At 53.7% G+C, this 21,820-nt stretch carries 20 protein-coding genes and 2 tRNA genes; 4 read left to right on the top strand and 18 right to left on the bottom strand.

The genetic code is table 11. The features are described 5' to 3' along the window. Positions 1-294 precede the first annotated feature (294 nt). The 6 genes from IAE55_RS04515 to IAE55_RS04490 form a co-directional block, all read right to left on the bottom strand. Positions 295-813 (bottom strand): adenine phosphoribosyltransferase, encoded by a 519-nt coding sequence (locus tag IAE55_RS04515; protein ID WP_200631680.1) that lies wholly within the window; start codon positions 811-813, stop codon positions 295-297. 112 nt (positions 814-925) lie between these two features. Further along, the gene (gene recJ, locus IAE55_RS04510; RefSeq protein ID WP_200631203.1) at positions 926-3,325 is read right to left on the bottom strand and encodes a single-stranded-DNA-specific exonuclease RecJ; all 2,400 of its coding nucleotides are present in this window, start codon (positions 3,323-3,325) and stop codon (positions 926-928) included. A gap of 56 nt (positions 3,326-3,381) precedes the next feature. Continuing rightward, on the bottom strand, positions 3,382-4,338 hold the full coding sequence (locus IAE55_RS04505; RefSeq protein WP_105441539.1) for a cation diffusion facilitator family transporter: 957 nt from the start codon (positions 4,336-4,338) through the stop codon (positions 3,382-3,384). A 159-nt stretch (positions 4,339-4,497) separates the two neighbouring features. Beyond that, positions 4,498-5,403 carry a protein translocase subunit SecF gene (secF, locus tag IAE55_RS04500; protein ID WP_105441540.1) on the bottom strand — a complete coding sequence of 302 codons (906 nt, stop codon included), beginning with the start codon at positions 5,401-5,403 and terminating at the stop codon, positions 4,498-4,500. Beyond that, positions 5,393-6,676 carry a protein translocase subunit SecD gene (gene secD, locus IAE55_RS04495; RefSeq protein WP_105441541.1) on the bottom strand — a complete coding sequence of 428 codons (1,284 nt, stop codon included), beginning with the start codon at positions 6,674-6,676 and terminating at the stop codon, positions 5,393-5,395. The genes secF and secD overlap by 11 nt, the downstream gene beginning before the upstream one ends. Positions 6,677-6,817: 141 nt before the next feature. Continuing rightward, positions 6,818-7,060, bottom strand: coding sequence for a post-transcriptional regulator (locus tag IAE55_RS04490; protein ID WP_076177013.1), 243 nt, complete (start codon positions 7,058-7,060; stop codon positions 6,818-6,820). Positions 7,061-7,377: 317 nt separating this feature from the next. Between IAE55_RS04490 and spoVB the strand changes: the two genes are divergently transcribed. Beyond that, positions 7,378-8,982: a stage V sporulation protein B gene (spoVB, locus tag IAE55_RS04485; protein WP_200631679.1), complete on the top strand. Its 1,605-nt coding sequence runs from the start codon at positions 7,378-7,380 to the stop codon at positions 8,980-8,982. Positions 8,983-9,005: 23 nt separating this feature from the next. On the opposite strand, the gene IAE55_RS04480 is transcribed toward spoVB, so the two are convergent. After that, positions 9,006-9,863, bottom strand: a complete 858-nt coding sequence (locus tag IAE55_RS04480) for a DUF421 domain-containing protein (RefSeq protein ID WP_200631201.1) — start codon at positions 9,861-9,863, stop codon at positions 9,006-9,008. A 178-nt stretch (positions 9,864-10,041) separates the two neighbouring features. Between IAE55_RS04480 and IAE55_RS04475 the strand changes: the two genes are divergently transcribed. Together IAE55_RS04475 and IAE55_RS04470 are read left to right on the top strand one after the other, a co-directional pair. Then, entirely contained in the window at positions 10,042-10,437 is a 396-nt protein-coding gene (locus IAE55_RS04475) for a TIGR04086 family membrane protein (protein WP_105441542.1), read from the top strand. A gap of 63 nt (positions 10,438-10,500) precedes the next feature. After that, positions 10,501-11,331, top strand: coding sequence for a phosphatase PAP2 family protein (locus tag IAE55_RS04470; protein WP_146116105.1), 831 nt, complete (start codon positions 10,501-10,503; stop codon positions 11,329-11,331). Between the two features lie 174 nt (positions 11,332-11,505). On the opposite strand, the gene yajC is transcribed toward IAE55_RS04470, so the two are convergent. The 8 genes from yajC to IAE55_RS04430 all read right to left on the bottom strand — a co-directional run bounded on the left by yajC (position 11,506) and on the right by IAE55_RS04430 (position 19,478). Further along, on the bottom strand, positions 11,506-11,850 hold the full coding sequence (gene yajC, locus IAE55_RS04465) for a preprotein translocase subunit YajC (protein WP_145157695.1): 345 nt from the start codon (positions 11,848-11,850) through the stop codon (positions 11,506-11,508). Positions 11,851-11,891: 41 nt separating this feature from the next. Beyond that, entirely contained in the window at positions 11,892-13,031 is a 1,140-nt protein-coding gene (tgt, locus tag IAE55_RS04460) for a tRNA guanosine(34) transglycosylase Tgt (RefSeq protein WP_145157692.1), read from the bottom strand. Positions 13,032-13,069: 38 nt separating this feature from the next. Further along, positions 13,070-14,098 carry a tRNA preQ1(34) S-adenosylmethionine ribosyltransferase-isomerase QueA gene (queA, locus tag IAE55_RS04455; RefSeq protein WP_076176981.1) on the bottom strand — a complete coding sequence of 343 codons (1,029 nt, stop codon included), beginning with the start codon at positions 14,096-14,098 and terminating at the stop codon, positions 13,070-13,072. 7 nt (positions 14,099-14,105) lie between these two features. After that, complete coding sequence (locus IAE55_RS04450) at positions 14,106-16,232, bottom strand: SpoIID/LytB domain-containing protein (protein WP_145157689.1); 2,127 nt, start codon at positions 16,230-16,232, stop codon at positions 14,106-14,108. A 77-nt stretch (positions 16,233-16,309) separates the two neighbouring features. Further along, on the bottom strand, positions 16,310-17,314 hold the full coding sequence (ruvB, locus tag IAE55_RS04445; protein ID WP_076176979.1) for a Holliday junction branch migration DNA helicase RuvB: 1,005 nt from the start codon (positions 17,312-17,314) through the stop codon (positions 16,310-16,312). A gap of 36 nt (positions 17,315-17,350) precedes the next feature. Next, entirely contained in the window at positions 17,351-17,965 is a 615-nt protein-coding gene (gene ruvA, locus IAE55_RS04440; protein ID WP_116229345.1) for a Holliday junction branch migration protein RuvA, read from the bottom strand. Beyond that, positions 17,962-18,465 carry a crossover junction endodeoxyribonuclease RuvC gene (ruvC, locus tag IAE55_RS04435; protein WP_076176977.1) on the bottom strand — a complete coding sequence of 168 codons (504 nt, stop codon included), beginning with the start codon at positions 18,463-18,465 and terminating at the stop codon, positions 17,962-17,964. Before ruvC ends, ruvA begins: the two co-directional genes overlap by 4 nt. A gap of 119 nt (positions 18,466-18,584) precedes the next feature. Beyond that, positions 18,585-19,478 (bottom strand): LysR family transcriptional regulator, encoded by an 894-nt coding sequence (locus tag IAE55_RS04430; protein WP_200631200.1) that lies wholly within the window; start codon positions 19,476-19,478, stop codon positions 18,585-18,587. A 127-nt stretch (positions 19,479-19,605) separates the two neighbouring features. Between IAE55_RS04430 and IAE55_RS04425 the strand changes: the two genes are divergently transcribed. Further along, a complete protein-coding gene (locus IAE55_RS04425) occupies positions 19,606-20,673 on the top strand; it encodes a branched-chain amino acid aminotransferase (RefSeq protein ID WP_200631196.1) in 1,068 nt (355 codons plus the stop codon). Positions 20,674-20,804: 131 nt separating this feature from the next. Here the strand turns inward: IAE55_RS04425 and IAE55_RS04420 are convergent, their stop codons facing one another. The 3 genes from IAE55_RS04420 to IAE55_RS04410 form a co-directional block, all read right to left on the bottom strand. Then, complete coding sequence (locus IAE55_RS04420) at positions 20,805-21,473, bottom strand: BofC C-terminal domain-containing protein (protein WP_076176974.1); 669 nt, start codon at positions 21,471-21,473, stop codon at positions 20,805-20,807. A 102-nt stretch (positions 21,474-21,575) separates the two neighbouring features. Next, positions 21,576-21,649, bottom strand: a tRNA-Pro gene (locus tag IAE55_RS04415). Positions 21,650-21,672: 23 nt separating this feature from the next. Then, positions 21,673-21,752, bottom strand: a tRNA-Leu gene (locus IAE55_RS04410). Positions 21,753-21,820 lie beyond the last annotated feature (68 nt).

Genomic DNA, 21,820 nt, shown 5'->3' with positions numbered 1-21,820 from the left:
TCAATCAAGCTACGTTCCTAATGCAGCCACATTTCAACAAAAGCTCAATATATTGCAGCGGCAAACTCTGCCGCTCCACAGCGAACCTGCGCCAAGCCTGATGAGACGAAATCAGCGTTGCTCCTTCATGTGCGCATAATTCTCCCGCTCCTATTGTAAGTAGACGCAACTATATACTGAGTGCACAGGGGCGTCGGCAATCCAATCACAACAACAAAAAAAAAGAGCCGCCTGAAAGTCGCTTCGACTTCAAACAGCTCTTCGTTTATTTCCCGGGAAACGAACTCCCGGTTTTTAATCTTCGTAGGACATGAGGGAGAATACTTCCACGCCAGGCAGCTTGTCGCGTCCCTTCAAAGCTTCAAGCTCAATCATGAACGCCGCCCCAACCACGTTGCCGCCCAGTTGGTTAACCAGATTTACGGATGAGGAGATAGTTCCGCCCGTGGCAAGCAGATCGTCAGCGATCAGAACGTTTTGGCCTTTCTTGATCGCGTCGGTGTGCATGGCCAGCTTATCCTTGCCATATTCGAGATCATAACCGACTTCAATCGTTTCGTAAGGCAGCTTGCCGCTCTTGCGGATCGGCGCGAATCCGACGCCCAGCGCGTATGCAAGCGGCGCCCCGACGACGAAGCCCCGGGCTTCCGGACCGGCAATGACATCGATCTGCAGATGAGACACCATGGCCTTGATGTCATCGATGGCCTTTTTGTACATTTCCCCGTTTTGAAGCAGGGTCGTAATATCTTTAAAACTGATTCCAGCCATCGGGAAATCTGGAATCACCCGGATATAATCTTTGTAATTCAACATAATCTCTCCTTCTAGAGTTTTACGAAGTAAAACGGACTCCGTAAGCGTTACTTGAGGTCACGAAATGATACGGAACCTCGTAAGCATTCATTTCGACCGATTGTCCCGGTCACGAAGCTCCCTGCATGCGGGAAATGAACCAGCTCGTGACCTGCGACGTGCTGGCATACAGCAGATGCTGTTCCATTTCCGCCAAGTTCCCTAGCGCAAGGAAATGGCGGGATGAAGCCAAATCACGCTTGGGCGGTTTAGGAATAAAACGGATAAGGCCTTCCTGCCTGTCTATAAAAGAAAGCTCCTCGAACACATCCATCATCTTCGTCACCATGCGGATGCTGCACGATGCCTGCTGACTGAGCCTCGATAAGGCGGTTTCTTCTTGAACGGGCTCGGCTGCGATTCTTGACAACAATATATATAGCTGCTTGAACTGATCCCTGTCCGGCACAGCGAGTCTCTCCCTCTTATGTACCTGATGAAGCAGAAATACGTTGGACAGTTTCGGAAAAGAAAACAGAACCGCATCCAGCTGCTCCGGCGTCTCCGGCGCGTTCAGCATGAACAGCGTCGTCACGTCGTCCTGGCCGGACCGCTCCTCGTTCGGATGATACGCCAAAATTCCAGCATTCTTATCATATACCCAAAGGGTAGATTCATTCAAACGGATTTTTGCCGGATCCAGAATCTCCCGTTCCAGCACCGCCGCCACCTGCGTCGGTCCCAGTCTGAAGTGCGATCCGATCAGCTGGCTGACCCGGTCGATCTCCTGCCAAGGATCCTTGGATCCGCGCAGGTCGAACACCTGCGGCTGAGTAAGCTTCAGATCCTGCAGCATCAGCTGCGGTCTGCGCGAACCGTTCCATTCATTGACGCTCATTTCCCCGAGCAGATCGAGCTCCGCGCCTTCCGTCAACACTTCGGCCAGCTCGCCTTTGCCGAATGCGACCACTTCAAGGCGGACGCCGTCCTGCTGAACGACCAGCTTGAGGTGCTTGCTGTCACGTCCCATCTTCCGCGTCTCGAGCAGCCTGCAGTTTCGGAAAATAAACTTGGGCACAGGATTGGCCATACCGAAGGGCGACAGCATTTCCATCTCATCGATGACCGACAAGGGAACGTCCGACAACCGCCACTCTCCGTCTGATGCCGCGACGGGAATAAAATCGGATTCGGTCAGAACCCTGGCGGCATACTCGTTCAGCGCCTGCTCGAAGGCGTCCAGCTGATCCCTGTGCAGGCTCATGCCCGCAGCGGACGGATGGCCGCCATAATGGTCCATCAGCGATTTGCAGGAGGTCAGCGCCTCATAGATGTCGAGCCCCGGAATGGAGCGGGCTGACCCTTTGCACATGCCGGTATCCGGATCTATACCCAATATGATGACCGGGCGGTAATACCGTTCCAAAATTTTGGAAGCGACAATGCCGACGACGCCCACATTCCAGCCCTCTCCTGCCAGCACGATCACGTCGGGCACCCGACTTCCATCGGTCTTGGCTATTAGCTGGCTGGTTGCCTCCTGGACGATATCGTCGACCACCTGCTGCCGCTCCTTATTCAGTTCATCCAGCCCATGGGACAATCTTAATGCCTCATCCTGGTCTTCCGTCGTCAGCAAGGCTACGGCCGATCCAGCATGATCCAGCCTGCCGCTGGCATTAATGCGCGGGGCCATGCCGAAGGCGACATTGATCGATGTAACATTCCGCATCGTAATGCCCCCAACTTCCATGAGGGCGCGGATTCCCGGAAACGCTGAGCTGCGCATCTGCTCTAAGCCGCGGCTGACCAGGATGCGGTTCTCGCCGCTCAGCGGCATTAAGTCCGCAATGGTACCGATGGCCACAATTTCCGTCCATTCCACCGGCGGCTGGCCGAGCATCGCCTGGGTCAGTTTGTAAGCCACCCCGACCCCGGCCAGGCCTTTAAACGGGTACGGGCAGTTCGGCTGCTTCGGATTGATCAGCGCATAGGCGTCGGGTAGCACTTCCGGAGGCTCGTGGTGGTCGGTGATGATCACATCCATTCCGAGCGAGTTGGCATACGCAATCTGCTCGACGGCGCTGATGCCGGTATCAACCGTGATGATCAGGCTGACCCCCTGCTGATGCGCCCAGTCCAGCGCATGGTTGTGCAGTCCGTACCCCTCATTGGAGCGGTGCGGAATATAGATGTCGTAGGACGCTCCAAGATAGCGCATAAAATGAATCATGAGCGAAGTACTGGACACGCCATCAGCGTCGTAGTCCCCGTAGATTAATATATGTTCGCCGGTCTCGACCGCTTTTTGAATCCGTGGAACAGCCTCCTTCATGCCGAGCAGCAGGAACGGATCATGCAATGCGTCCAGGCTTCCGTTTAAAAACATGGCGGCTTCCTCTGCACTGTTAATTCCTCTGGCCGCCAACAGCGAACCTACCAGAGGAGAAACCGACAGCTCATGTGCCAGCCGTCCCGCCTTCTCCGGATCCGTTTCGGAAGTCCGCCATTCATATTTTGAATCAAACAATCGTCTTCACCTTTCTTTCCCCGCCCCGTCTTCTGTTCGTATAAGTCATGAGCAAGCTATTGGAGCAGTGTCGGCTGCTCATTATCCGTCAGATGATGGTTCGACTTGTACGGATAACCGGGATCATAAGGGACGACCTGGATATTTACGATGCTGACATGCAAAAAACGGTGCATCAAAAGCTTCTTGACCCGGTCGGCGATCTCGGCGCCTTCCTGGACGGTAATCCGCGGATTGACGCTGATCTTCAAATCGATCGTAATGTAATGTCCCTGCTCCGATGCTTTCAGGTCATCCACCGTAATGACGCCGTGAACCCGCTGCACCGTATCGATAAAATTAATCGCGTCCTCCTGCTCGGTCTCCTGCACCAGCTGTCCGTACACAGAGCTGACGATGAGCCTGTAGCCTCTGCGCAGCAGCAGCGCCGCGACGATCAGAGCCGAGATGGAATCCATATACTGCAGCATGGACCACTGAAAGGCGCTGCCGGTCATCGTCAGAATGACACCGATCAATACCGTGATGGACGAATACAAGCTGAAGCGGTGGTTGTCGGCGTACACCGTATGCATGCCGTCACCCTGCTTCTTGGATTGGCGGTACTGGAACTGAAAGAGCGCTTCTTTGACCGCAAGCGAGACGAGTATCGCAATCAGCGTAAACTGCCCGGGTGTCTGCACACGGCCAGAAGCCAGGTCCCGGACCGCCGCTACGGCAATTTGCAATCCGCCCATCAGCACAAGAACCGAAAACAAAATCGCCAGAATCGGCTCTGTTCTTCCGGCCCGCAGATCACCCTGCTGCGCACTCCGAAGCTTTGACGACGTCCGCCATGGAATGCGCCGGGCCAGTGCGCCGGCTGCGTCCGATGCGGAATACAGCGCATCTCCCAGCAGTGCCTTGCTCCCTGTAAAATATCCGACCACGCCTTTGAACAAGGCAAGTAACAGTTCACCGGCAATTCCCGTCCAGACGACGGTACCCGATGGATTTGAACGCTCTATACTCATGAAAGCCTCCCCCCGGCAATCTGAATACCGATTCTGATCTGTTGTTTGAAAAAGATATGACATTCACGACAATAAGTTTAGATAAAGTCAGATAAGTTCCAGCGGAAAAGCCGCGCCCAATCAGACGCGGCTTTCCTTCATAACATTCGCTTCACAAGGTTACGCCTTGGAAGGTTTGGCTGGCTTGGCACTGGTCTTTTGTTTGCTTTTGAATATGAGCCACAGCGGACTGGCGATAAAGATCGAAGAATACGCTCCGAACAACAGCCCGATAACCATCGCCAACGAGAACATCTTGATCGATTCCCCGCCAAACAGGAACAGGAAGAAGGCCGCAATAAACACCGTCAGCGCCGTATACAAGGAGCGCATGAGCATCTGGCTCACGCTCTTGTTCATAATAGCTCTCAAATCGTCTTTGGTCTTCTGCTTGCCGAACCGCAGATTTTCGCGGATCCGGTCGAAAATAACGATCGTATCGTTAATGGAGTAACCGATGATGGTCAATACCGCCACGATAAACGTCAGGCTGACTTCCAATCGGAAGATCGAGAAGACGGCCACGACCATGAAGGCGTCATGCAGCAGCGCCACGATGGCCGCCAGGGCGAACCGCCATTCAAACCGGATACTTACATAGATGATAATCCCGATACAGGAAATCAATACCGAATAGATCGCATTCCGTCCGAGCTCCTTGGCCATTTCCGTATCGACCGTGTTGATTTCGAACGATGCTGTTTTATCCAGCTCTTGGATCGCCGATTTGAGATGTTCACTCTGGTCTTCGTTAAGCTCTTTGGTAAAACGGATGTTGACCCGCTTGTCCCCAGGGGCAACCGTTGCGCCGTCGCTGAGGTGGATCTTATCCAGCAGCGGCTCAATTTCAGCCTTCGTCACGTTCTTCGACAGCTTGACGTCCACATTGGAGCCTGCTTGGAAATCAACGCCGTAGTTTAATCCAAAAGCGGAAAGGGTAATGATTCCCGCAATCGTCAGGACGATGGAGAAGATGAACGCGTACTTGCTCATCTTCATAAAATCGTAATCTTTTTTAAAGTGCACGAATATCACTCTCCTTTACCCCGAACTGCTTCGGCTTCTTCAGCACGCCGGCTTTAACCAAAAGGCTGAGCAGGTAATGGGTGAAGTACACATTCGTGAGAATACTGAGTACGATTTCCACGATCAGTACCAGCGCAAAGCCTTTGACGGCGCCTGTACCGAAGGCAAACATAACCGCTCCAACGATAATGGTCGTAATGTTGGAATCGAGAATCGTACGGAAGGACGACTTGTTCCCTGCTTTGACCGCAGACATGACGCTCTTGCCGTTCCGCATTTCCTCCCTGATCCGTTCATTCGTAATGATGTTGGCGTCAACCGCCATCCCGATACCGAGAATAAACGCCGCGATCCCCGGCAGGGTCAGCGTAAAGTCGGCCCAGACGAAGACGAGAATGAGCAGCCAGGTGTGGGCAATCAGTCCAAAGCTGGCGATGATACCCGGCAGGCGGTACATACCGATCATGAAGATCAGAATCAGGATGGAAGCGATGATGCCCGCTTCGATCGTTTTATGCAAAGACTGCATGCCCAGCGTTGCGCCCACGCTCTGAGAGTACTTCTCCGTCAGCTTCAAAGGCAGCGCCCCGAGGTTGATCGTATCGCGGATCTGGTTCGCTTCGTCAATCGTATAATTGCCCGTAATCGATGCTTTGCCGTCCGTCAGCTCCTGCTGTACGGTCGGAGCGGATAAAAGGGTATCATCCAGGAAAATGGCAAGCTCTTTGCCAAGCAAACGTTTGGTCACGTCGGCAAATTTCTTTTTATCTTTGACTTTGATATCGATTTGCGGCTGGTTCAGCTGGTTATAACCCACCTGTGCACCGTTTTCCACGAAATCGCTTCCGACGAGTTCGATTTTACAATAGAGATCCTTCGGATCTACCGTGCCGTCTTTCCCCGCTTCAGGAGTCTTACATCCATCCGCACTGCGGAAGGTCAGCGACGCCGGCTCCTTCATTTTCTTACGGACATCGGCTTCGTTCGTCACGCCTGCGATTTTCAGACGGATCCGGTTCGTGCCCTCGGTGGTCACTTCAGGCTCGCTCGTTCCGAGCGCGTTGGCGCGTTTCTCCAAGCTTTCCGCCGTCCGTATGAGGGACTCTCTCGTAATCTTCTGCCCCTGCTCCAGCGGCTGGGCCTCATACAGAATCTCAAAGCCCCCTTTAAGATCGAGACCGAGTCGTACGTTGTCGAGCAGCGCAGGGCTTGTCCCAGCCATGACCGCAATCGATACGAGCACGACGATGATGAAAGTGACAATTCTTTTCATGCCGTTCCTAGTTCCCCTTTCGTTCTCAATATTCCTATTATAGCCATGCGCCAAAAGGCAGTCAATTTATCAATATTTGTCGTTTTCCGATTTTACCGTATCCCTCATCCCATTTAACACAAGCAGAAAAAAAGATCCCTTTCAATCGAAAGTGGATCCTTTATATGCGGATATGGTCATAAAATTCATAAACGTCATCACTTTCAAAGAGAGTATATCGTTGACCAGCATGTAGAGCGGAGGAATCCCTTCCTTCTCGTATTTGACGCTGACGCAGTTCCAAATATCCTTGCTGGTTACATGCTCGTAGCCGACGAGTCTGAATTCCTCCGCCTTGCTGCGGCAGAGCGATTCAATCGCTTCCTCCAGCTGCCTGTCGTTCATTTCCTCAGAGCTCACTCTACGGCCTCCTCTCGACTGCCTCTTTCCACGCACGATCTGTTCTGGTTTGTCCTGTTGTCCTATAGTCCATTGTAGCACTGATTTGTTCTGTATTCGACCCCATCGCCTTCGATTCCTTCTTTTGTTCAAATGTTACCGGAAAGGATGAATGAGTTGGGACAGGTTCAGCATATCCATTAAACAAGGTCTGACATTACCAAAAGTGGCAGCACAGCTTCGACACGGGAAGAGGGAGTGGACAATTGAACAAGCATCCTAAACATCCAGGCGTCAAAAAGCAAACCTTTATCCAAGGCACGATGATTTTGCTTGCCGCCGGCATCGTGAACCGCATTCTCGGGTTTATACCGCGCATCGCCCTGCCCCGGATCATCGGCGCCGAAGGGGTAGGGATTTATCAGCTGGGTTATCCTTTTTTCCTGGTGATTATGACGCTGATCACTGGGGGTGTCCCGCTGGCGATCGCCAAGCTGGTGTCGGAAGCGGAAACCGAAGGCAAACCGCAAAATTCAAAGTATGTCCTGCGGGTCAGCCTCGCGTTGACGGTGGGTCTCAGCGTGCTGTTTATGGCTTTATGCCTGTGGCTGGCCCCTTGGATCACGACAACGATTATAACGGATTCCCGCGTGTACTACACCTTTGTCAGCATGACGCCCATGCTCGTTATCGTGGCCATCTCGTCCGTCTACCGCGGCTATTTCCAGGGAAGGCAGAACATGATTCCGTCCGCGACCTCTTCGATTATCGAGACCGTTTTTCGGATCGTGTGCACGCTGTGGTTCGCCTACCTGCTGTTGCCAAAAGGAATAGCTTATGCGGCTGCCGGAGCCATGCTTGGCGTGATGGCCGGAGAATTTTTCGGGCTGCTCGCCCTGCTGTGGCAGTACCACAGGGACGAGAACTGGCTGTCATCCAGGCAAGCCCGGAGAGAGAAAGCAAAGCAGCACAAAAAAGTCGGCCTTGAAGACAGTTCCGGCAGCCAGGTCAGCCGCGGATTGTTTCCACGCCTGCTTGGCATCACCGTACCGGTCACCGCCGGGCGTTTGGTCGGCTCCTTTTCTTACCTGCTTGAATCGATTATTACAGCCCAGAGCCTTGCGCTCGCCGGTGTTGTCACTGCTGTAGCAACCGCCCAGTATGGCGCGCTGCAAGGCATGGTCATCCCGCTGCTGCTGCTTCCGGGCGTACTGACCTCGTCCCTCGCGGTCTCGCTTGTGCCTTCGCTGTCCGAAGCCGCCGCCCGCAAAGACAAGCTTACGATCCACAAACGGTTAAACCAGACGGTCCGGCTCGCACTCGTCACCGGTGCCCCCTTTGCCGTCATTATGTATGTCCTTGCAGAGCCGCTGTGCCTGCTGCTGTACAACAATGCGGACATCTCCAACATGCTGCGCACGATGGCGCCATTTGCGCTGTTTCTGTACGTTCAGGCACCGCTTCAGGCCACCCTGCAGGCGCTGGACCGGCCAAGCCGCGCCCTGTTCAACACCTTGATCGGAGCCGTCCTCAAGCTGTTCCTGATCTGGTACCTGTCCTCCCAGCCGGAGTACGGTATTTACGGGGCCGTTATCGCCATTATCATCAACAGCATCGTGGTCACGTTCCTGCACGGGTTCAGCGTCAGCCGGCTGCTCGCCTACCGTTTCCGGATGTTCGATCTGCTGAAGCTGGCGGGAGCCATGATCATCATGACGGGCATTACCCAATACGGCTATCTCCATCTGCCACTGGGAGGAATCGTTTGGATCCGCTTTTTGGCAGCCATGTCTATAGGCATGATCGCTTTTCTGGCCGCCGTGTTTGCTTTAAAGCTGGTGTCCCTGCGAGATCTGTCCCGCATGCCCTACCTTGAAAAATGGTTCAAACCTAGAAATCCAAGAAACCCCAAGACACCTGCCGCCTGATCCGCAGCACGGAAATTTCCGTCTTATTTGCGGTCGATGTAAAGCCGGCCTTTATGGTCGATGGAGCAGAGAAACACGTCTTTAAACTCTTTGATTCCCTGCTGTCGGATCTGATTTTTCAGCCAGAAGCGATTTTTGTTCAGCCGCTCCAAATTGTCGTCCTGTACTTTTCCGTCCATGATGAGCGGGATCGGCAGTATGCCATAGGTAAATTTTCCGCTGGGAACCAGAATTTTTTTACTGCGGTTTCTCGTCGGGACCCGGGACGGATCGGCATATGGGGTTCTATAGGTCTGTTTCGGCTTGCCGGCGGTCTCCTCTGAACGTGAAATGGCTAACGCATTGCCGGCGGGGCCTTGTGGTTTTCCGTTTCGATTTGACTTCCCCTGGGGAACGGGCATGTCGTACTTTTCTCTTTTTTCATTCCGTTTGGATTTAGGAATAACCGTCAACTGCCCGGAGTTTTCCAGAATCGCAAATTCCACATCCGCCACGTTTTCGATACTGCGCCCGCGCAATTGAAGAAGCAAATCGTCCAGATTATACCGATGCTTCCTCATTTCTTCACGGTTGAGCTTGCCTCCTGATACGAGGATGGCCGGTTTTCCTTCGAATAACAGGCGGATTTTCCGGCTCTTCAAGCTGATGAAAGCAATCGTGATCTGAATCAAGACAAGCGTAGCCATCGGAAAGAGTCCGTCCGTGATCGGACGCGCCGTATCCTCCAGCACAAAAACGCCGATTTCAGCGATCATGATCGAGATGACCAGGTCAAAAATGGACAGCTTCCCGATCTCCCGCTTGCCCATGATCCGGAGGGTCAGGTAGATGACAAAGTACATCAGGACGGTTCGGAAAACAGGAATCAGTATATCGGACATCTCGGCCACCTGCTCCTTTCTGTGCCATTCATCATGCCAATTAAGGATATTTTGACCTTTCGGGAACACAGACATTCAGAAGCCGGAGCGATAAATTATTGGAAAATTACTTGTACTACTGGGGCAAGCCGTCACATAAATTTACATTAAATTGTGGAACTATGAAGGGGGTTCTCTTATGCATTTGATCCGTCGCCTGTTCTCTTTTCGGATCTCCAATCCCACTTTGTCGGGACTGTATTATTCCTTTTTCTGGATGATGGTCGGGGCGCTTATTCTTTCTTTCCTGTTGTGGTCCAGCGGCATGAAAGAACAAAGCCTGTCCCGCTACATTTACGTGGTTCATGCTGTCGCCGCGGCATTTGGAGGGCTTGTATCCGGGAAGCGTTCAGGCAGACGGGGTTGGTACCAGGGCGGATTAACCGGCATTTTGTACGGTCTCATGATCATCATGATCGGATTTCTGGCCCTTGACAGCAGCCTTCGGCTTGGAGATTTGCTGTTGATCGCAGCCGTTATTGCTTCGGGAGCCATCGGGGGCATGTTCGGGGTGAATTTAAAAAACAAATCGTAACCATTAAACTCCTCGCATGTGCTACACTAAGTGCACTTAAAGCAAGAGGAGGACGTCCCCGACGTGTTGTATGACTCTATGAATTATATTTCGGCAGCAACGCTTGTTATGGCAATCGGGCTGATCTGGCTGGGCACCCTGCGCAACCCTCTGAGGGCCGGATGGCTGCTGATCCGGGAGTTTGGGACCAATCGCAAATTTTTGGGTCTATTCGCTTTGATGGCTGCGATCCTCCTGTTCAACAGGTACGAACTGCAAATCGAAGCAGGCATGCATGTGAAGCAAGACTTCACTCCATGGGTATTCGGGATCGAGGGGCATTTCGTACAGCACCTGCAGCAGTTTTTTCACAGCCCTTACATTACGCCCGTATCGGTATTTTTTTACGTAGTGGTGTTCCAATCCTTACTGATCGCTATGCTTGGAATCTTTGCGGCCGATGGGAACAAAGCCTTTCTCATGGCTGCCTGCATAGCCGTCTTCATCAATTATGCGGTGGCCATCCCGTTTTACCTCTTCTTTCCCGTGAACGAGGTTTGGTCCTTTCCGCCATCCGGCGCGTCGTTCTACATGCTGGAGGTTTTTCCGAAATTCGAGCAGGCGTACCGGCCGCTATCCGGTATTAACAACTGCTTTCCAAGCCTCCACACTTCGATTTCCATCACCATGCTGGTGCTCGGGATCCGTTCGGGGAATCCACGACTGGCCCTCATGACGCTGGTCAGCGCCGTTATCATCATTTTCAGCATCTTCTACCTCGGCATCCATTGGCTGACGGATTCGGTCGCCGGTACCCTGCTCGGTCTGCTTGCCGCTTCCGCCGGGATCTACTGGGGACGGAGGCTTGCGCACCCGAAGCAGCAAAAAGTAAAGCCCATCGTATCCGATCTCTAATACAAAAAGGCTGCACCCTTGTCCGTAGACAAGCTGTGCAGCCTTTTGTCATCCGTAAGTATGAACATCGGCGACAGCAGCAGAGCTCCCTCTGCCGCTATCGTTATGTGATGTGCCTGGTCTTACTGGAAATGTTGCTTATGAACGCTCTACCCGTGTAGTACCCGGATCGTCTTAGGACGATTTCTCAGATTCGCCGGAGCTCGAGCTAACCGCGTGGCTGATGGAACCGCGATCGAAGGTCAGCTTCGTCACGTCGTTCACACGCAGGACCACGATATCGTCCGTAATTTCCATAATTGTTCCGTGCAGGCCGCCGATCGTTACGACCTTATCCCCCTTCTTCAATGAGCTCAGCATGGAAGTACGGGTCTTCTGTTTCTTCTGCTGCGGACGGATCAACAGGAAGTAGAAAATCGCGAACATCAGGACGAGCGGTAAAATCAAGCCGACAAGGCCTCCTCCTCCGGAGCCGCCAGCACCAGCCGCTAATTCAAAGGTTTGAGTTTGGTTGAACATATGCTTTTCCCCCCTTTCAAATACAATACTGCTGTTGAAGCTTAAAACCCTTTATCATTGTCATAAAGCCCATATTGTTCAAAAAACTCATCGCGAAAATCAAGCAGCCTGTCCTCCATAATGGCCTGGCGCACCTGCTTCATCAGATTGATAAGGAAATGCAGGTTGTGGTAAGTGGTCAAACGGAGTCCGAAGGTCTCATCCGCTTTGATCAAATGCCGCAGATAGGCTCTTGAATAGTTCCGGCAAGTATAGCAGTCACATGCTGGGTCAAGCGGGCCAAAATCTCTGGCGTATTGCGCATTGCGAACGACTAGCCGTCCCTGGCTGGTCATGGTCGTTCCGTTCCGGGCGATCCGTGTCGGCAGGACGCAGTCAAACATGTCCACGCCACGGATAGAGCCTTCGATCAGTGCATCCGGCGACCCTACGCCCATCAAATAGCGGGGCTTGTTGTCCGGAAGCAGCGGAACGGTGTAATCCAGCACTTCGTACATCAGCTGCTTGGACTCTCCTACGCTGAGTCCACCAATAGCATACCCCGGGAAATCCATGGAAGTCAAATCACGTGCGCTCTGTTTGCGCAAGTCTTCATACATGCCGCCCTGAACGATGGCAAAGAGCCCCTGATCATGCGGTCTGGCATGGCTGTTCAGACAGCGCTCGGCCCAGCGGGTCGTGCGTTCCAAGGACTTCTTGACGTAGTCGTACTCGGCCGGATACGGCGGACACTCGTCAAAAGCCATCATGATGTCCGAACCAAGCGCGTTCTGAATTTCCATGGCCACTTCCGGCGACAGAAACAGCTTGTCTCCGTTCAGGTGGGACCGGAAATGCACGCCTTCTTCGGTAATTTTACGCATCTCGCTCAAGCTGAACACCTGAAATCCGCCGCTGTCCGTCAGAATCGGACGGTCCCAGTTCATAAAACGGTGCAGTCCTCCGGCTTCGCGGATAATGTCATGGCCCGGGCGCAGGAACAGATGGTACGTGTTGCTCAAAATGATCTGCGCATTCATTTCCTTCAGTTCTTCCGGGCTCATTGTCTTGACCGTGGCCAGCGTTCCAACCGGCATAAAGGTCGGCGTCTCGATCACACCGTGCGGCGTGTGCACACGCCCCAGCCGGGCTCCCGATTGCTTGCACGTTTTAATATGTTCATAAGTAATTGCTGCTGCCATGATTAAATACCATCCTCTTATATGCCGATCAACCGGTCTTAATAGATAAACATCGCATCGCCGAAGCTGAAGAAGCGGTATCTTTCCTTCACAGCCTCCGCATATGCGTTCAAAATATGCTCGCGTCCCGCCAGCGCGCTGACCAGCATGACCAGCGTCGACTTCGGCAGGTGGAAATTAGTGATCAGGGCGTTTACGACTTTGAACGTATACCCCGGATAGATGAAAATATCGGTCCAGCCGCTGCAGGCTTCAAGCAGGCCGCCTTCAAATCGCGTCCCGATCGTCTCAAGCGTCCGGCAGGAGGTGGTCCCTACGGCAACGATTCTTCCTCCGCGGGCTCTAGCCTCGTTCAGGATATCCGCTGTCTCCTGATTCACCGAGTAATACTCCGCATGCATGACATGATCCTCTACACGCTCAACCGACATCGGCCGGAACGTGCCCAGACCGACATGAAGCGTAATGAAAGCGACCGTCACGCCTTTGGCACGGATTTGATCCAGCAGCTCTTCGGTAAAATGAAGGCCGGCGGTCGGAGCCGCAGCGGAACCCTCATGCTTGGAATAGACCGTCTGGTAACGCTCCTTGTCGTCCAGCTTCTCCTTAATATAAGGCGGGAGAGGCATTTGACCCAGCCGGTCGAGAATCTCCTGGAAAATCCCCTGATAGGTAAAGGTCAGCTTCCGCTCACCCATTTCCCCCTCATCCTCTATGACCGCCTGTAGCTCGTCGCCGAACCGGATCACGCTGCCCTTTTTCAGCTTTTTCCCAGGCTTTACGAGCGCTTCCCAGGTGTCCCCCTGCAGATTTTTCAGGAGAAGCACCTCGGCTTTGGCCCCCGTCTCTTCTTTCACGCCGAACAGTCTCGCCGGAATGACCCGGGTATCGTTGAGAACCAGCGTGTCGCCGGGCTGAAGCTCGTCTGCGATATCTTTGAAGGTGCGGTGGGCGATCGATCCGTCCTGCTTGTTCAATGTTAACAGGCGGGATGCCGTCCGCTCCGGCAAAGGAGTCTGTGCGATTAATTCTTCTGGCAACTCAAAATCGTATAAGTCTACATTCATCTGTTCGTCATTCCTTAACAATAGTTACATTCTGATAATAGTGTTTCAAAATGTCCTGGTACCCATACCCGGCGTCCGCCATTCCTTTGGCTCCCCACTGGGAGAGTCCGAGTCCATGGCCGTTGCCGCGTCCCACAAACAGAAACGCTTCCCCGGCTTCGATCCGGCGCGCCTTCGAATCCCCGTTCATGACGATCGTGCCTTTTCCAGCGATGGAAGAAGTCCCTGAAGCGGAAATGACCGACGTGTCGGACGTGCCGGAAACCTTCGTCGTTGTCCCGTTTGCGCTTAATACAGTATAGCTTCCTGTAGGTACAATATCAAACAATGTGCTTGGCAGACCGTTCAAAGCTGAACGGAACATATCCGGATATTTCACATCTAAAATCTGCCCATTGGCCTTAATTTGGATCGCCCGTCCGGACGGTCCCCGCTTGGTGACCTCCAGCGTGCTGATCGTGGAAGGTGCAGCCGTTGAGGTCTTGCCCTTCAGCGTTGCGACTAGCTCGGCCGAAGTATAAGGTCCCCGAACCCAATCGTAGGTTCCCGATTCCTTCACTTGCTCCAGAACGACGGCGGTATCGCCGGGGTTCATCTGCGCGGCAGGCTCAACGTTCGATTGAATGAGCGGAAGCGGACGCACGTTGGTGTTCTTGGCCGTCACCGTGACTTTTGCAAGTCCGGCAGCCGTCGCCGTGCCCAGTTCCTTGACGTTGTCCTCTCTGACATAACCGGTAATCCCGTTGCTGAGAAGAACGTGGTACCAGGTTTTAGCCCCGTTTTGCGCGGCTACGTCTTCCTTGCTCTCGACGGTGCCGAACGCAGCTCCACCGCTGTTCCATACCTCGGTCGGGTCGGCCGATGCGCCCCCGGCATTGGAAGAGAATACCGCCTCGACAACATTGCCGTTTTGCAGCAGCACTTCGCCCTGTGTGGCGTCTACGGCACCGATGACGCTTGGCGCTTCGGAGGCAACTCCGTTGTAAACTTGGCTGAGCGTCGTATCCACGACATCCGCCACCTTGAACTTATTATTGCTGCTGCTGATCTGGAAAGCAGCATAGCTGCGGGCAGCCACGGCTTGGGCTTTGAGCGACTCCTCCGGCCAGGACGACGGCACTTCGCCGCCGACGACCGCATAGAGGTATTGCTCAAAAGGCAGCTCGTTCACGAGCGCCAGCTGGCCGTTCACCATGCTGATCTCCATGCCGCCCCGGTATGTACGCCCCGATCTTTCCGCCACTTTAATTTGGTCACCGCTGCTGGTAATCCAGCCTTTGGCATTGGTCCCGCTGACCACGATATGTTTCACCGCGGCGGAGCTTCCCGGGCTGCTCCCGGCATCACTGCGGATGATCAGCGCGGGCTGCGATGCATCCACCTCCGACAGCGTAGCCGCTGGAAGCTTTGCGCTTACCGCACTGCGCACCGCCGCAAGGCCGGATGCGTCTGCCGCTTCGCCGACCCATACCGCATAACGGCCGCCGCCGTCTCCGCCCGGCTGAACCGCCACAAACGCATCGGCGCCGGCTGCCTGGATTTGCTGGGCCGCAGCTGCCGCTTCAGCCTCCGATGCATAGGTCCCTGCCGACAAGTGATTGCCGCCGGTCACGACCGGAGTCTGTCCGTTCAGCTGTCCCGCTGCTGTCTTGGCTGTCCGCGCCGCGGCATCGTTAGCCGCCTGCAGGCTCGCATACATGCCGGTATACACCTGATATACCGTTCCGGCACCCGTCGATGCGGCAAAGATGACCGGCTTGTCGGCCGTCGCGTTCAATTTTTTATAGGCATCCGCCGCCGTTTTGGCATCGGAAGTGGCGAGTACTTTCACGCGGAATCCATCCACGCTGAATTTAGCCGTCTCGTTAGCCCCAAAGGATACAAGAGCCGGAGCCCCCGAAGAAGCCGATACTCCTGCAGACCATGACTGTCCCGATGACAGTGTGACGACAGGCGTCGTTGATTTATAGGTACTTCCCAAGTCGAGGAACAAGCCTACGCGGATTTGATCCATGCTCGTTCCCGCGGCTTCTGCGGTCACAGCCGGCAGCTGCAGGACTCCCGTTGCCAGAACGGCAGCCAAAATCCCCTTGCTTCCCCACTGGCCCGCTTTCGTTCTCCACCAATTTCCCACTCGTCATTCTCCTCCCGCTTCTGTCTGAAAATGTGTTCGAACCATTTCACGTCCGGCAGCCTGGTGACAATTACTCTTTACTGATCAGTCGGCATCGGCAGACCTAAATGCTGATAGCCCGCTGCCGTCACCATTCTTCCCCGCGGCGTCCGCTGGAGAAATCCGATCTGCAGCAGGTAAGGCTCGTATACGTCTTCAATCGTCTGGCTCTCTTCGCCGATGGTGGCCGCGATCGTATCGAGGCCGACCGGACCGCCACGGAAGCTCGTGATCATAGCGTGAAGCATTTTATAATCGATCTGATCCAGTCCTTTCGGATCGACCTGCAGCATCTTCAGCGACTCCTCTGCGATGGCCGGCGTAATCATGCCATCCCCCCGGACCTGGGCAAAATCCCGGACCCGGCGCAGCAGCCGGTTCGCGATCCGCGGCGTCCCCCTGGACCGCAGGGCGATCTCGTCGGCCGCATCCCCGATTATTTCGATGCCGAGAATGTCGGCACCTCTGGAGACGATGTAGCTGAGCTCGTCCACCGTATAAAACTCGAGGCGGCTGACGACGCCGAAGCGGTCCCGCAGCGGTGCGGACAGCAGCCCGGCCCGTGTCGTCGCTCCGATCAAGGTGAACGGGGGCAAGTCCAGTCGCACAGACCGTGCACTAGGCCCTTTACCGATCATGATATCCAGCGCAAAATCCTCCATCGCCGGATAGAGCACTTCCTCCACCGTCCGGTGCAGCCGGTGGATTTCGTCGATGAACAGCACGTCCCCTTCCTGGAGATTCGTCAGCAGCGCAGCCAGGTCTCCCGGCCGCTCAATGGCCGGCCCCGACGTCGTCCGCAGGTTCACGCCCAGCTCGTTGGCAATGATATTGGCCAATGTCGTCTTTCCGAGGCCCGGAGGCCCGTACAGCAGCACGTGATCCAGCGCTTCATTGCGCATTTTGGCCGCCTCAATATAAATTTTCAGGTTTTCCTTCACCTGGTTCTGTCCGATATATTCCGCAAGATAACGAGGACGCAGGCTAAGCTCTACCGCCTGGTCCTCCATCATCAGGTTTGCCGATATGATACGGTCATCCATTGCTATCGCTCCTCTTGTAACGCCCGCTTACCATAACTATCCCGCATAGAGCTGCTTGAGCGCCCGTTTCATTAAAATGTCCACCGAATCCCCAAACGCCGTGTCATCCTTGATCTTGTGCCATACCCGATCCAGCTCGACGTCGGTATAACCGAGCGCCTTAAGGCCTTCGCGCGCTTCGGACCAAGCCGATCCGTCCCCTTCCACCGGTTCAGGAACCGCAAACAGCCCTGTCGCCATGGCCGCCGTGCCAAAACCGTCGAGCTTGTCCTTCAGGTCCAGAATCATGCGCTGTGCGGTCTTCTTGCCGATTCCCGGCAGCTTGGTCAGGAACGTAATGTTCTCCTGATAAATGGCCGTCACGACATGATCCGGCGTGCCCCCGCCAAGAATGCCCAAGGCTACCTTAGGGCCGATCCCCGACACATCGATCAGCTTGCGGAACAGCTGCTGCTCCTCGCGCGTTGGAAAGCCGAACAGCAGGATGGCGTCTTCCCTGACGTGGTGGTGGGTATATACAGTGACCGGACCATCCGTCTTGGCAAACACGAAAGGGTTCGGGCAAAATACCCGGTAGCCTACTCCCTGCACGTCAAGCACAATGTACTCATTCTCCAGATGGACCACGGGTCCTCTCAAAAAATCGATCATTTTCTCAATACCTCATTTATTCTGGAATTTAACGTGTACGAATGGGCGTGGCAAATCGCCACGGCCAGCGCGTCGGCCACATCGTCCGGCTTGGGCACCGCCTGCAGCTTCAGGAACATGCGAACCATTTCCTGCACCTGCTTCTTCTCCGCTTTGCCGTATCCGACGATGGCCTGCTTCACCTGCATCGGGGTGTACTCGGCGATCGGCAGCCCGCGCTGCGTTGCCGCCAGAATCAGAACGCCGCGCGCTTGACTGACAGACATGGCCGTCGTTACGTTTCTATTAAAAAACAATTTCTCGAAAGCTACCGCTTCCGGCTGATACTTATCAATAAGCTGGAGCATCGCCTCATAGACGTGCAGCAGCCGTTCTTCATCAGGTGTATGGGCTTCCGTCTGAATACATCCATACTGAACCGGAGTGACCTTACTTCCGTTTTTATCGATAAATCCGAATCCGACGATCGCAATCCCCGGGTCAATTCCTAAAATTCGCAAGTCATTTCTCTCCCTTGGTATAAAGCGAACATATGTATTCGTTCTCTTCATTATAATGTAAAACTTCATACCAAGTCTATGATTCTACTAAAAGAGGTATGCCTGCATCCGGGACAAGCCTACACAGACTCCGTCTCGGAAGGAGTGAACGTCCGGATGAGTTCATTGATAAAAGCAAGCATCGCTGTGCTCAGAAACGTCTGCTTCCGGTAAACGATGCCGACCTTTTTCTGGGGGATGGGCTCAACGATCGGTACAGTGCAGATCGAAGGATCGGAGCCTTGTACAAGGTAGGACCTGGGTAGTATGGTCGCGCCGACCCCGAGCCGGACCATCTGCAGCATGGAGTCCATCGTCGACAGCTCAAACGCCGGTTGAAGCTGCACCCCTGATTGAGCGCTGTAGCTGTCCACCATTTGACGTACCAGAAACTTTTCAGGAAAAAGGATTAGCGGCACCTCTGTCAGTTGGTCCACTTTCACAGCTTCTGCGGCCGCAAGGTGATGCTGCTTCGCCACAGCCAGGCACAGCTCTTCGGTGTAGAGCTCTTTGCTGACCAGCTGCTCGTCCTCCAGCGGGAGAAAAACTACTCCAAGATCCAGCTTGTTAGCCAGCAAACCGGCCCTCGTTTCCTCCGTCGCCAGCTCCACGACCGAAATCGAAATGCCCGGCTGCTTCTGGTGAAAAGAAATCAGCGTCCTCGTCAGCAGATGGTTGCCTGAGCAGCCGATCGTCAGCCTCCCCCGCTGCATCCCTTTCAGTTCATTGATTTCGGACTGCGCCTGCTCCAGCTCATGAAAAATGTTCAGCGCATGCTCCTTCAGCGTTTGCCCCGCTTCCGTCAAATAGTTCCGTTTTCCGATCCTTTGAAAAAGGGGCATGCCCACCCTCTCCTCGAGCAGGCGGATTTGCTGGCTGAGCGTCGGTTGGCTGATGCCCAATTGAACGGCTGCTTTCGTAAAATGAAGCTCTTCGCATACGGCAAGAAAGTATTCCAGCAGGCGGAAATCCATAAGCCTCCCCCTTCACCTAAACCATAGTTAATAACTATTATTTTAATTGATAACATTGAATTGACCAATCATTTTTTATTCCCTATAGTGAGAATAATAAATTTTTATAGATGAGGTGAGCGTTGCAATGACACAAGAGATCAGCATTCAGTTAACCACCGAGCCGCGAACACGGCCGGACAGCGAGAAGCTTGGCTTCGGCAAGTATTTTACAGATCACATGTTTATGATGGATTATACGCTGGAGAAGGGATGGCATGATCCGCGGATCGTTCCTTATGCCCCGCTGCAGATGGATCCGGCTTCCATGGTATTTCATTATGGGCAGGCTGTATTCGAAGGTCTGAAGGCATACCAAACTTCTTCCGGCGACCTCCTTCTGTTCCGCCCTGACAAAAACATGAAGCGGCTGAACCGCTCCAACGAACGCTTGGGCATTCCTGAAGTGTCGGGCGACTTTGTCATTGAAGCGATCCGCACCCTCATTAACATCGATCGTGCTTGGGTTCCGACGGCTCCAGGAACATCGCTGTACATCCGGCCTTTTATCATTGCAACGGAAGCTTGTCTCGGCGTGAGAGAATCCCACACCTACCAGCTGATCGTCATTCTGTCGCCTGTAGGCGCTTACTACTCGGGCGGGCTTGCCCCGGTAAAAATTAATGTGGAGAGCTCTTATACTCGTGCCGTGCAGGGCGGAATCGGGCATGCGAAGGCAGCCGGCAACTACGCCGCAAGCATCAAAGCCCAAAGCAACGCCAAGAAAGGCGGCTACTCCCAGGTGCTGTGGCTAGATGCGCTGGAAAAGAAGTACATTGAAGAGGTCGGCAGCATGAACATCTTTTTCAAAATCGGCGGTAAAGTGATCACCCCGGCCATTAACGGCAGCATACTGGAAGGTGTGACCCGGGCTTCGGTTCTGGAGCTGCTCGGCAGCTGGAACATCCCGGTGGAAGAGCGGAAAATATCGATTGAGGAGATTTTTGAGGCCAATGCCAAGGGAGAATTGGAGGAAGTGTTCGGCACGGGGACTGCGGCTGTCATTTCCCCTGTCGGCGAATTATATTGGAATGACCGGCAAGTCCTCATTAACAACGGCCAAATCGGCCCATACTCGCAAAAGCTGTATGACACCCTAACGGGTATCCAGACCGGGCGGCTTCCAGATCCATTGAAATGGACGATGCCCGTTTAAGTCCCCATAGGATGAATGCAAAAAAAGCTTTCCTGTTCGCCTCATCGCTGGCAGGAAAGCTTTTTTCATTTGCGTTCTATTCCTTTTATCGAAATTCTGTTTAAAGCAAAGAACATCGAACATCCCGGTCTTTACCCTTTTCGGGCATAATCGCTGAATGTGGACAGCACGCTGTTGTATTCGTCAATGTCCTGCACCCGGATGCCGTCATAAAGCTGCTGCACGGCTCCGTCCGGCAGGGAGGATTCCATCGAGTTGATATCCAGTTGGAAAAAGGTTTTAATGACCTTTTCGTGTGTCGGCGGTCCCTCGAACAAGGTCAGATTTCCATCTTTGTCGAGGCTGATGTAAGCCTGTTCCTTACAGGTCGGGGATAGATCCGAAATGGTTTCCTCAAACCGGATTTGTCCCTTCCCGGTAAACTCGCCTTTCCAGGTTGGATGCTCATTCATCAGGGAGTAGATGTCATCGCTGCTCAGTTGTCCAAGCACCTGTTCCTCCTCACCGCATATATAAACTTGGCGAACGGTTACTTCGTTTGTACCCTTCGTTTGATTCAACGTCTTCCAGAATTCCGAATTATCTACAGTGTCATCGGAACCTTCCGTCTGCTCATAATGCTGAAGCGTTTCAATGGCAACCGGCGGTTTCGTGCTGAGCAGGCTCTGTACCTGATCCGGAAGATAGGATCCGAGCCAGACCAAGGCAAGCATTAACGAAGAGATCCCCAGCGTCAACGCTCTGCGTCTCCAACGTCTCCATTGCTTTTGTATTTTCTTTTTGATTCGCGCTGCATTCACGGTAATCCCCTTCTATTCTCTATCTTTTTCCTTTATTGTGACCGGGGAAATACCAAATTATACAGCAAAAAACCACCGAAATTCATTCGGTGGTTGATCTGATCGGGACGACACGATTTGAACATGCGACCCCCTGGTCCCAAACCAGGTGCTCTACCAAGCTGAGCTACGTCCCGTTATTCATCTAAAAATGTTAAAATGCCGGTGAAGGGACTCGAACCCCCACGGTTTCCCTCACGATTTTGAGTCGCGCGCGTCTGCCAATTCCGCCACACCGGCTCGGTAAAACATAAGTACGCGCCCTAAGAGATTCGAACTCCTGACCTTTTGATTCGTAGTCAAACGCT

The sequence above is a fragment of the Paenibacillus sp. S28 genome, assembly GCF_016624415.1.
Classification (GTDB): domain Bacteria; phylum Bacillota; class Bacilli; order Paenibacillales; family Paenibacillaceae; genus Paenibacillus_AQ; species Paenibacillus_AQ favisporus.
The sequence above is the reverse complement of the archived record's forward strand: the minus strand, read 5'-3'. Positions and strand labels throughout refer to the sequence as shown.

What these genes read in the sequence shown, in the direction of transcription:
- queA (WP_076176981.1), bottom strand. Translation starts at nt 14,098, where the DNA reads ATGAATGTAGACTTATACGATTTTGAGTTGCCAGAAGAATTAATCGCA.
- IAE55_RS04475 (WP_105441542.1), top strand. Translation starts at nt 10,042, where the DNA reads ATGCATTTGATCCGTCGCCTGTTCTCTTTTCGGATCTCCAATCCCACT.
- ruvB (WP_076176979.1), bottom strand. Translation starts at nt 17,314, where the DNA reads ATGGATGACCGTATCATATCGGCAAACCTGATGATGGAGGACCAGGCG.
- IAE55_RS04425 (WP_200631196.1), top strand. Translation starts at nt 19,606, where the DNA reads ATGACACAAGAGATCAGCATTCAGTTAACCACCGAGCCGCGAACACGG.
- tgt (WP_145157692.1), bottom strand. Translation starts at nt 13,031, where the DNA reads ATGGCAGCAGCAATTACTTATGAACATATTAAAACGTGCAAGCAATCG.
- spoVB (WP_200631679.1), top strand. Translation starts at nt 7,378, where the DNA reads ATGATTTTGCTTGCCGCCGGCATCGTGAACCGCATTCTCGGGTTTATA.
- IAE55_RS04490 (WP_076177013.1), bottom strand. Translation starts at nt 7,060, where the DNA reads ATGAACGACAGGCAGCTGGAGGAAGCGATTGAATCGCTCTGCCGCAGC.
- secD (WP_105441541.1), bottom strand. Translation starts at nt 6,676, where the DNA reads ATGAAAAGAATTGTCACTTTCATCATCGTCGTGCTCGTATCGATTGCG.
- IAE55_RS04430 (WP_200631200.1), bottom strand. Translation starts at nt 19,478, where the DNA reads ATGGATTTCCGCCTGCTGGAATACTTTCTTGCCGTATGCGAAGAGCTT.
- ruvA (WP_116229345.1), bottom strand. Translation starts at nt 17,965, where the DNA reads ATGATCGATTTTTTGAGAGGACCCGTGGTCCATCTGGAGAATGAGTAC.
- yajC (WP_145157695.1), bottom strand. Translation starts at nt 11,850, where the DNA reads ATGTTCAACCAAACTCAAACCTTTGAATTAGCGGCTGGTGCTGGCGGC.
- IAE55_RS04505 (WP_105441539.1), bottom strand. Translation starts at nt 4,338, where the DNA reads ATGAGTATAGAGCGTTCAAATCCATCGGGTACCGTCGTCTGGACGGGA.
- IAE55_RS04480 (WP_200631201.1), bottom strand. Translation starts at nt 9,863, where the DNA reads ATGTCCGATATACTGATTCCTGTTTTCCGAACCGTCCTGATGTACTTT.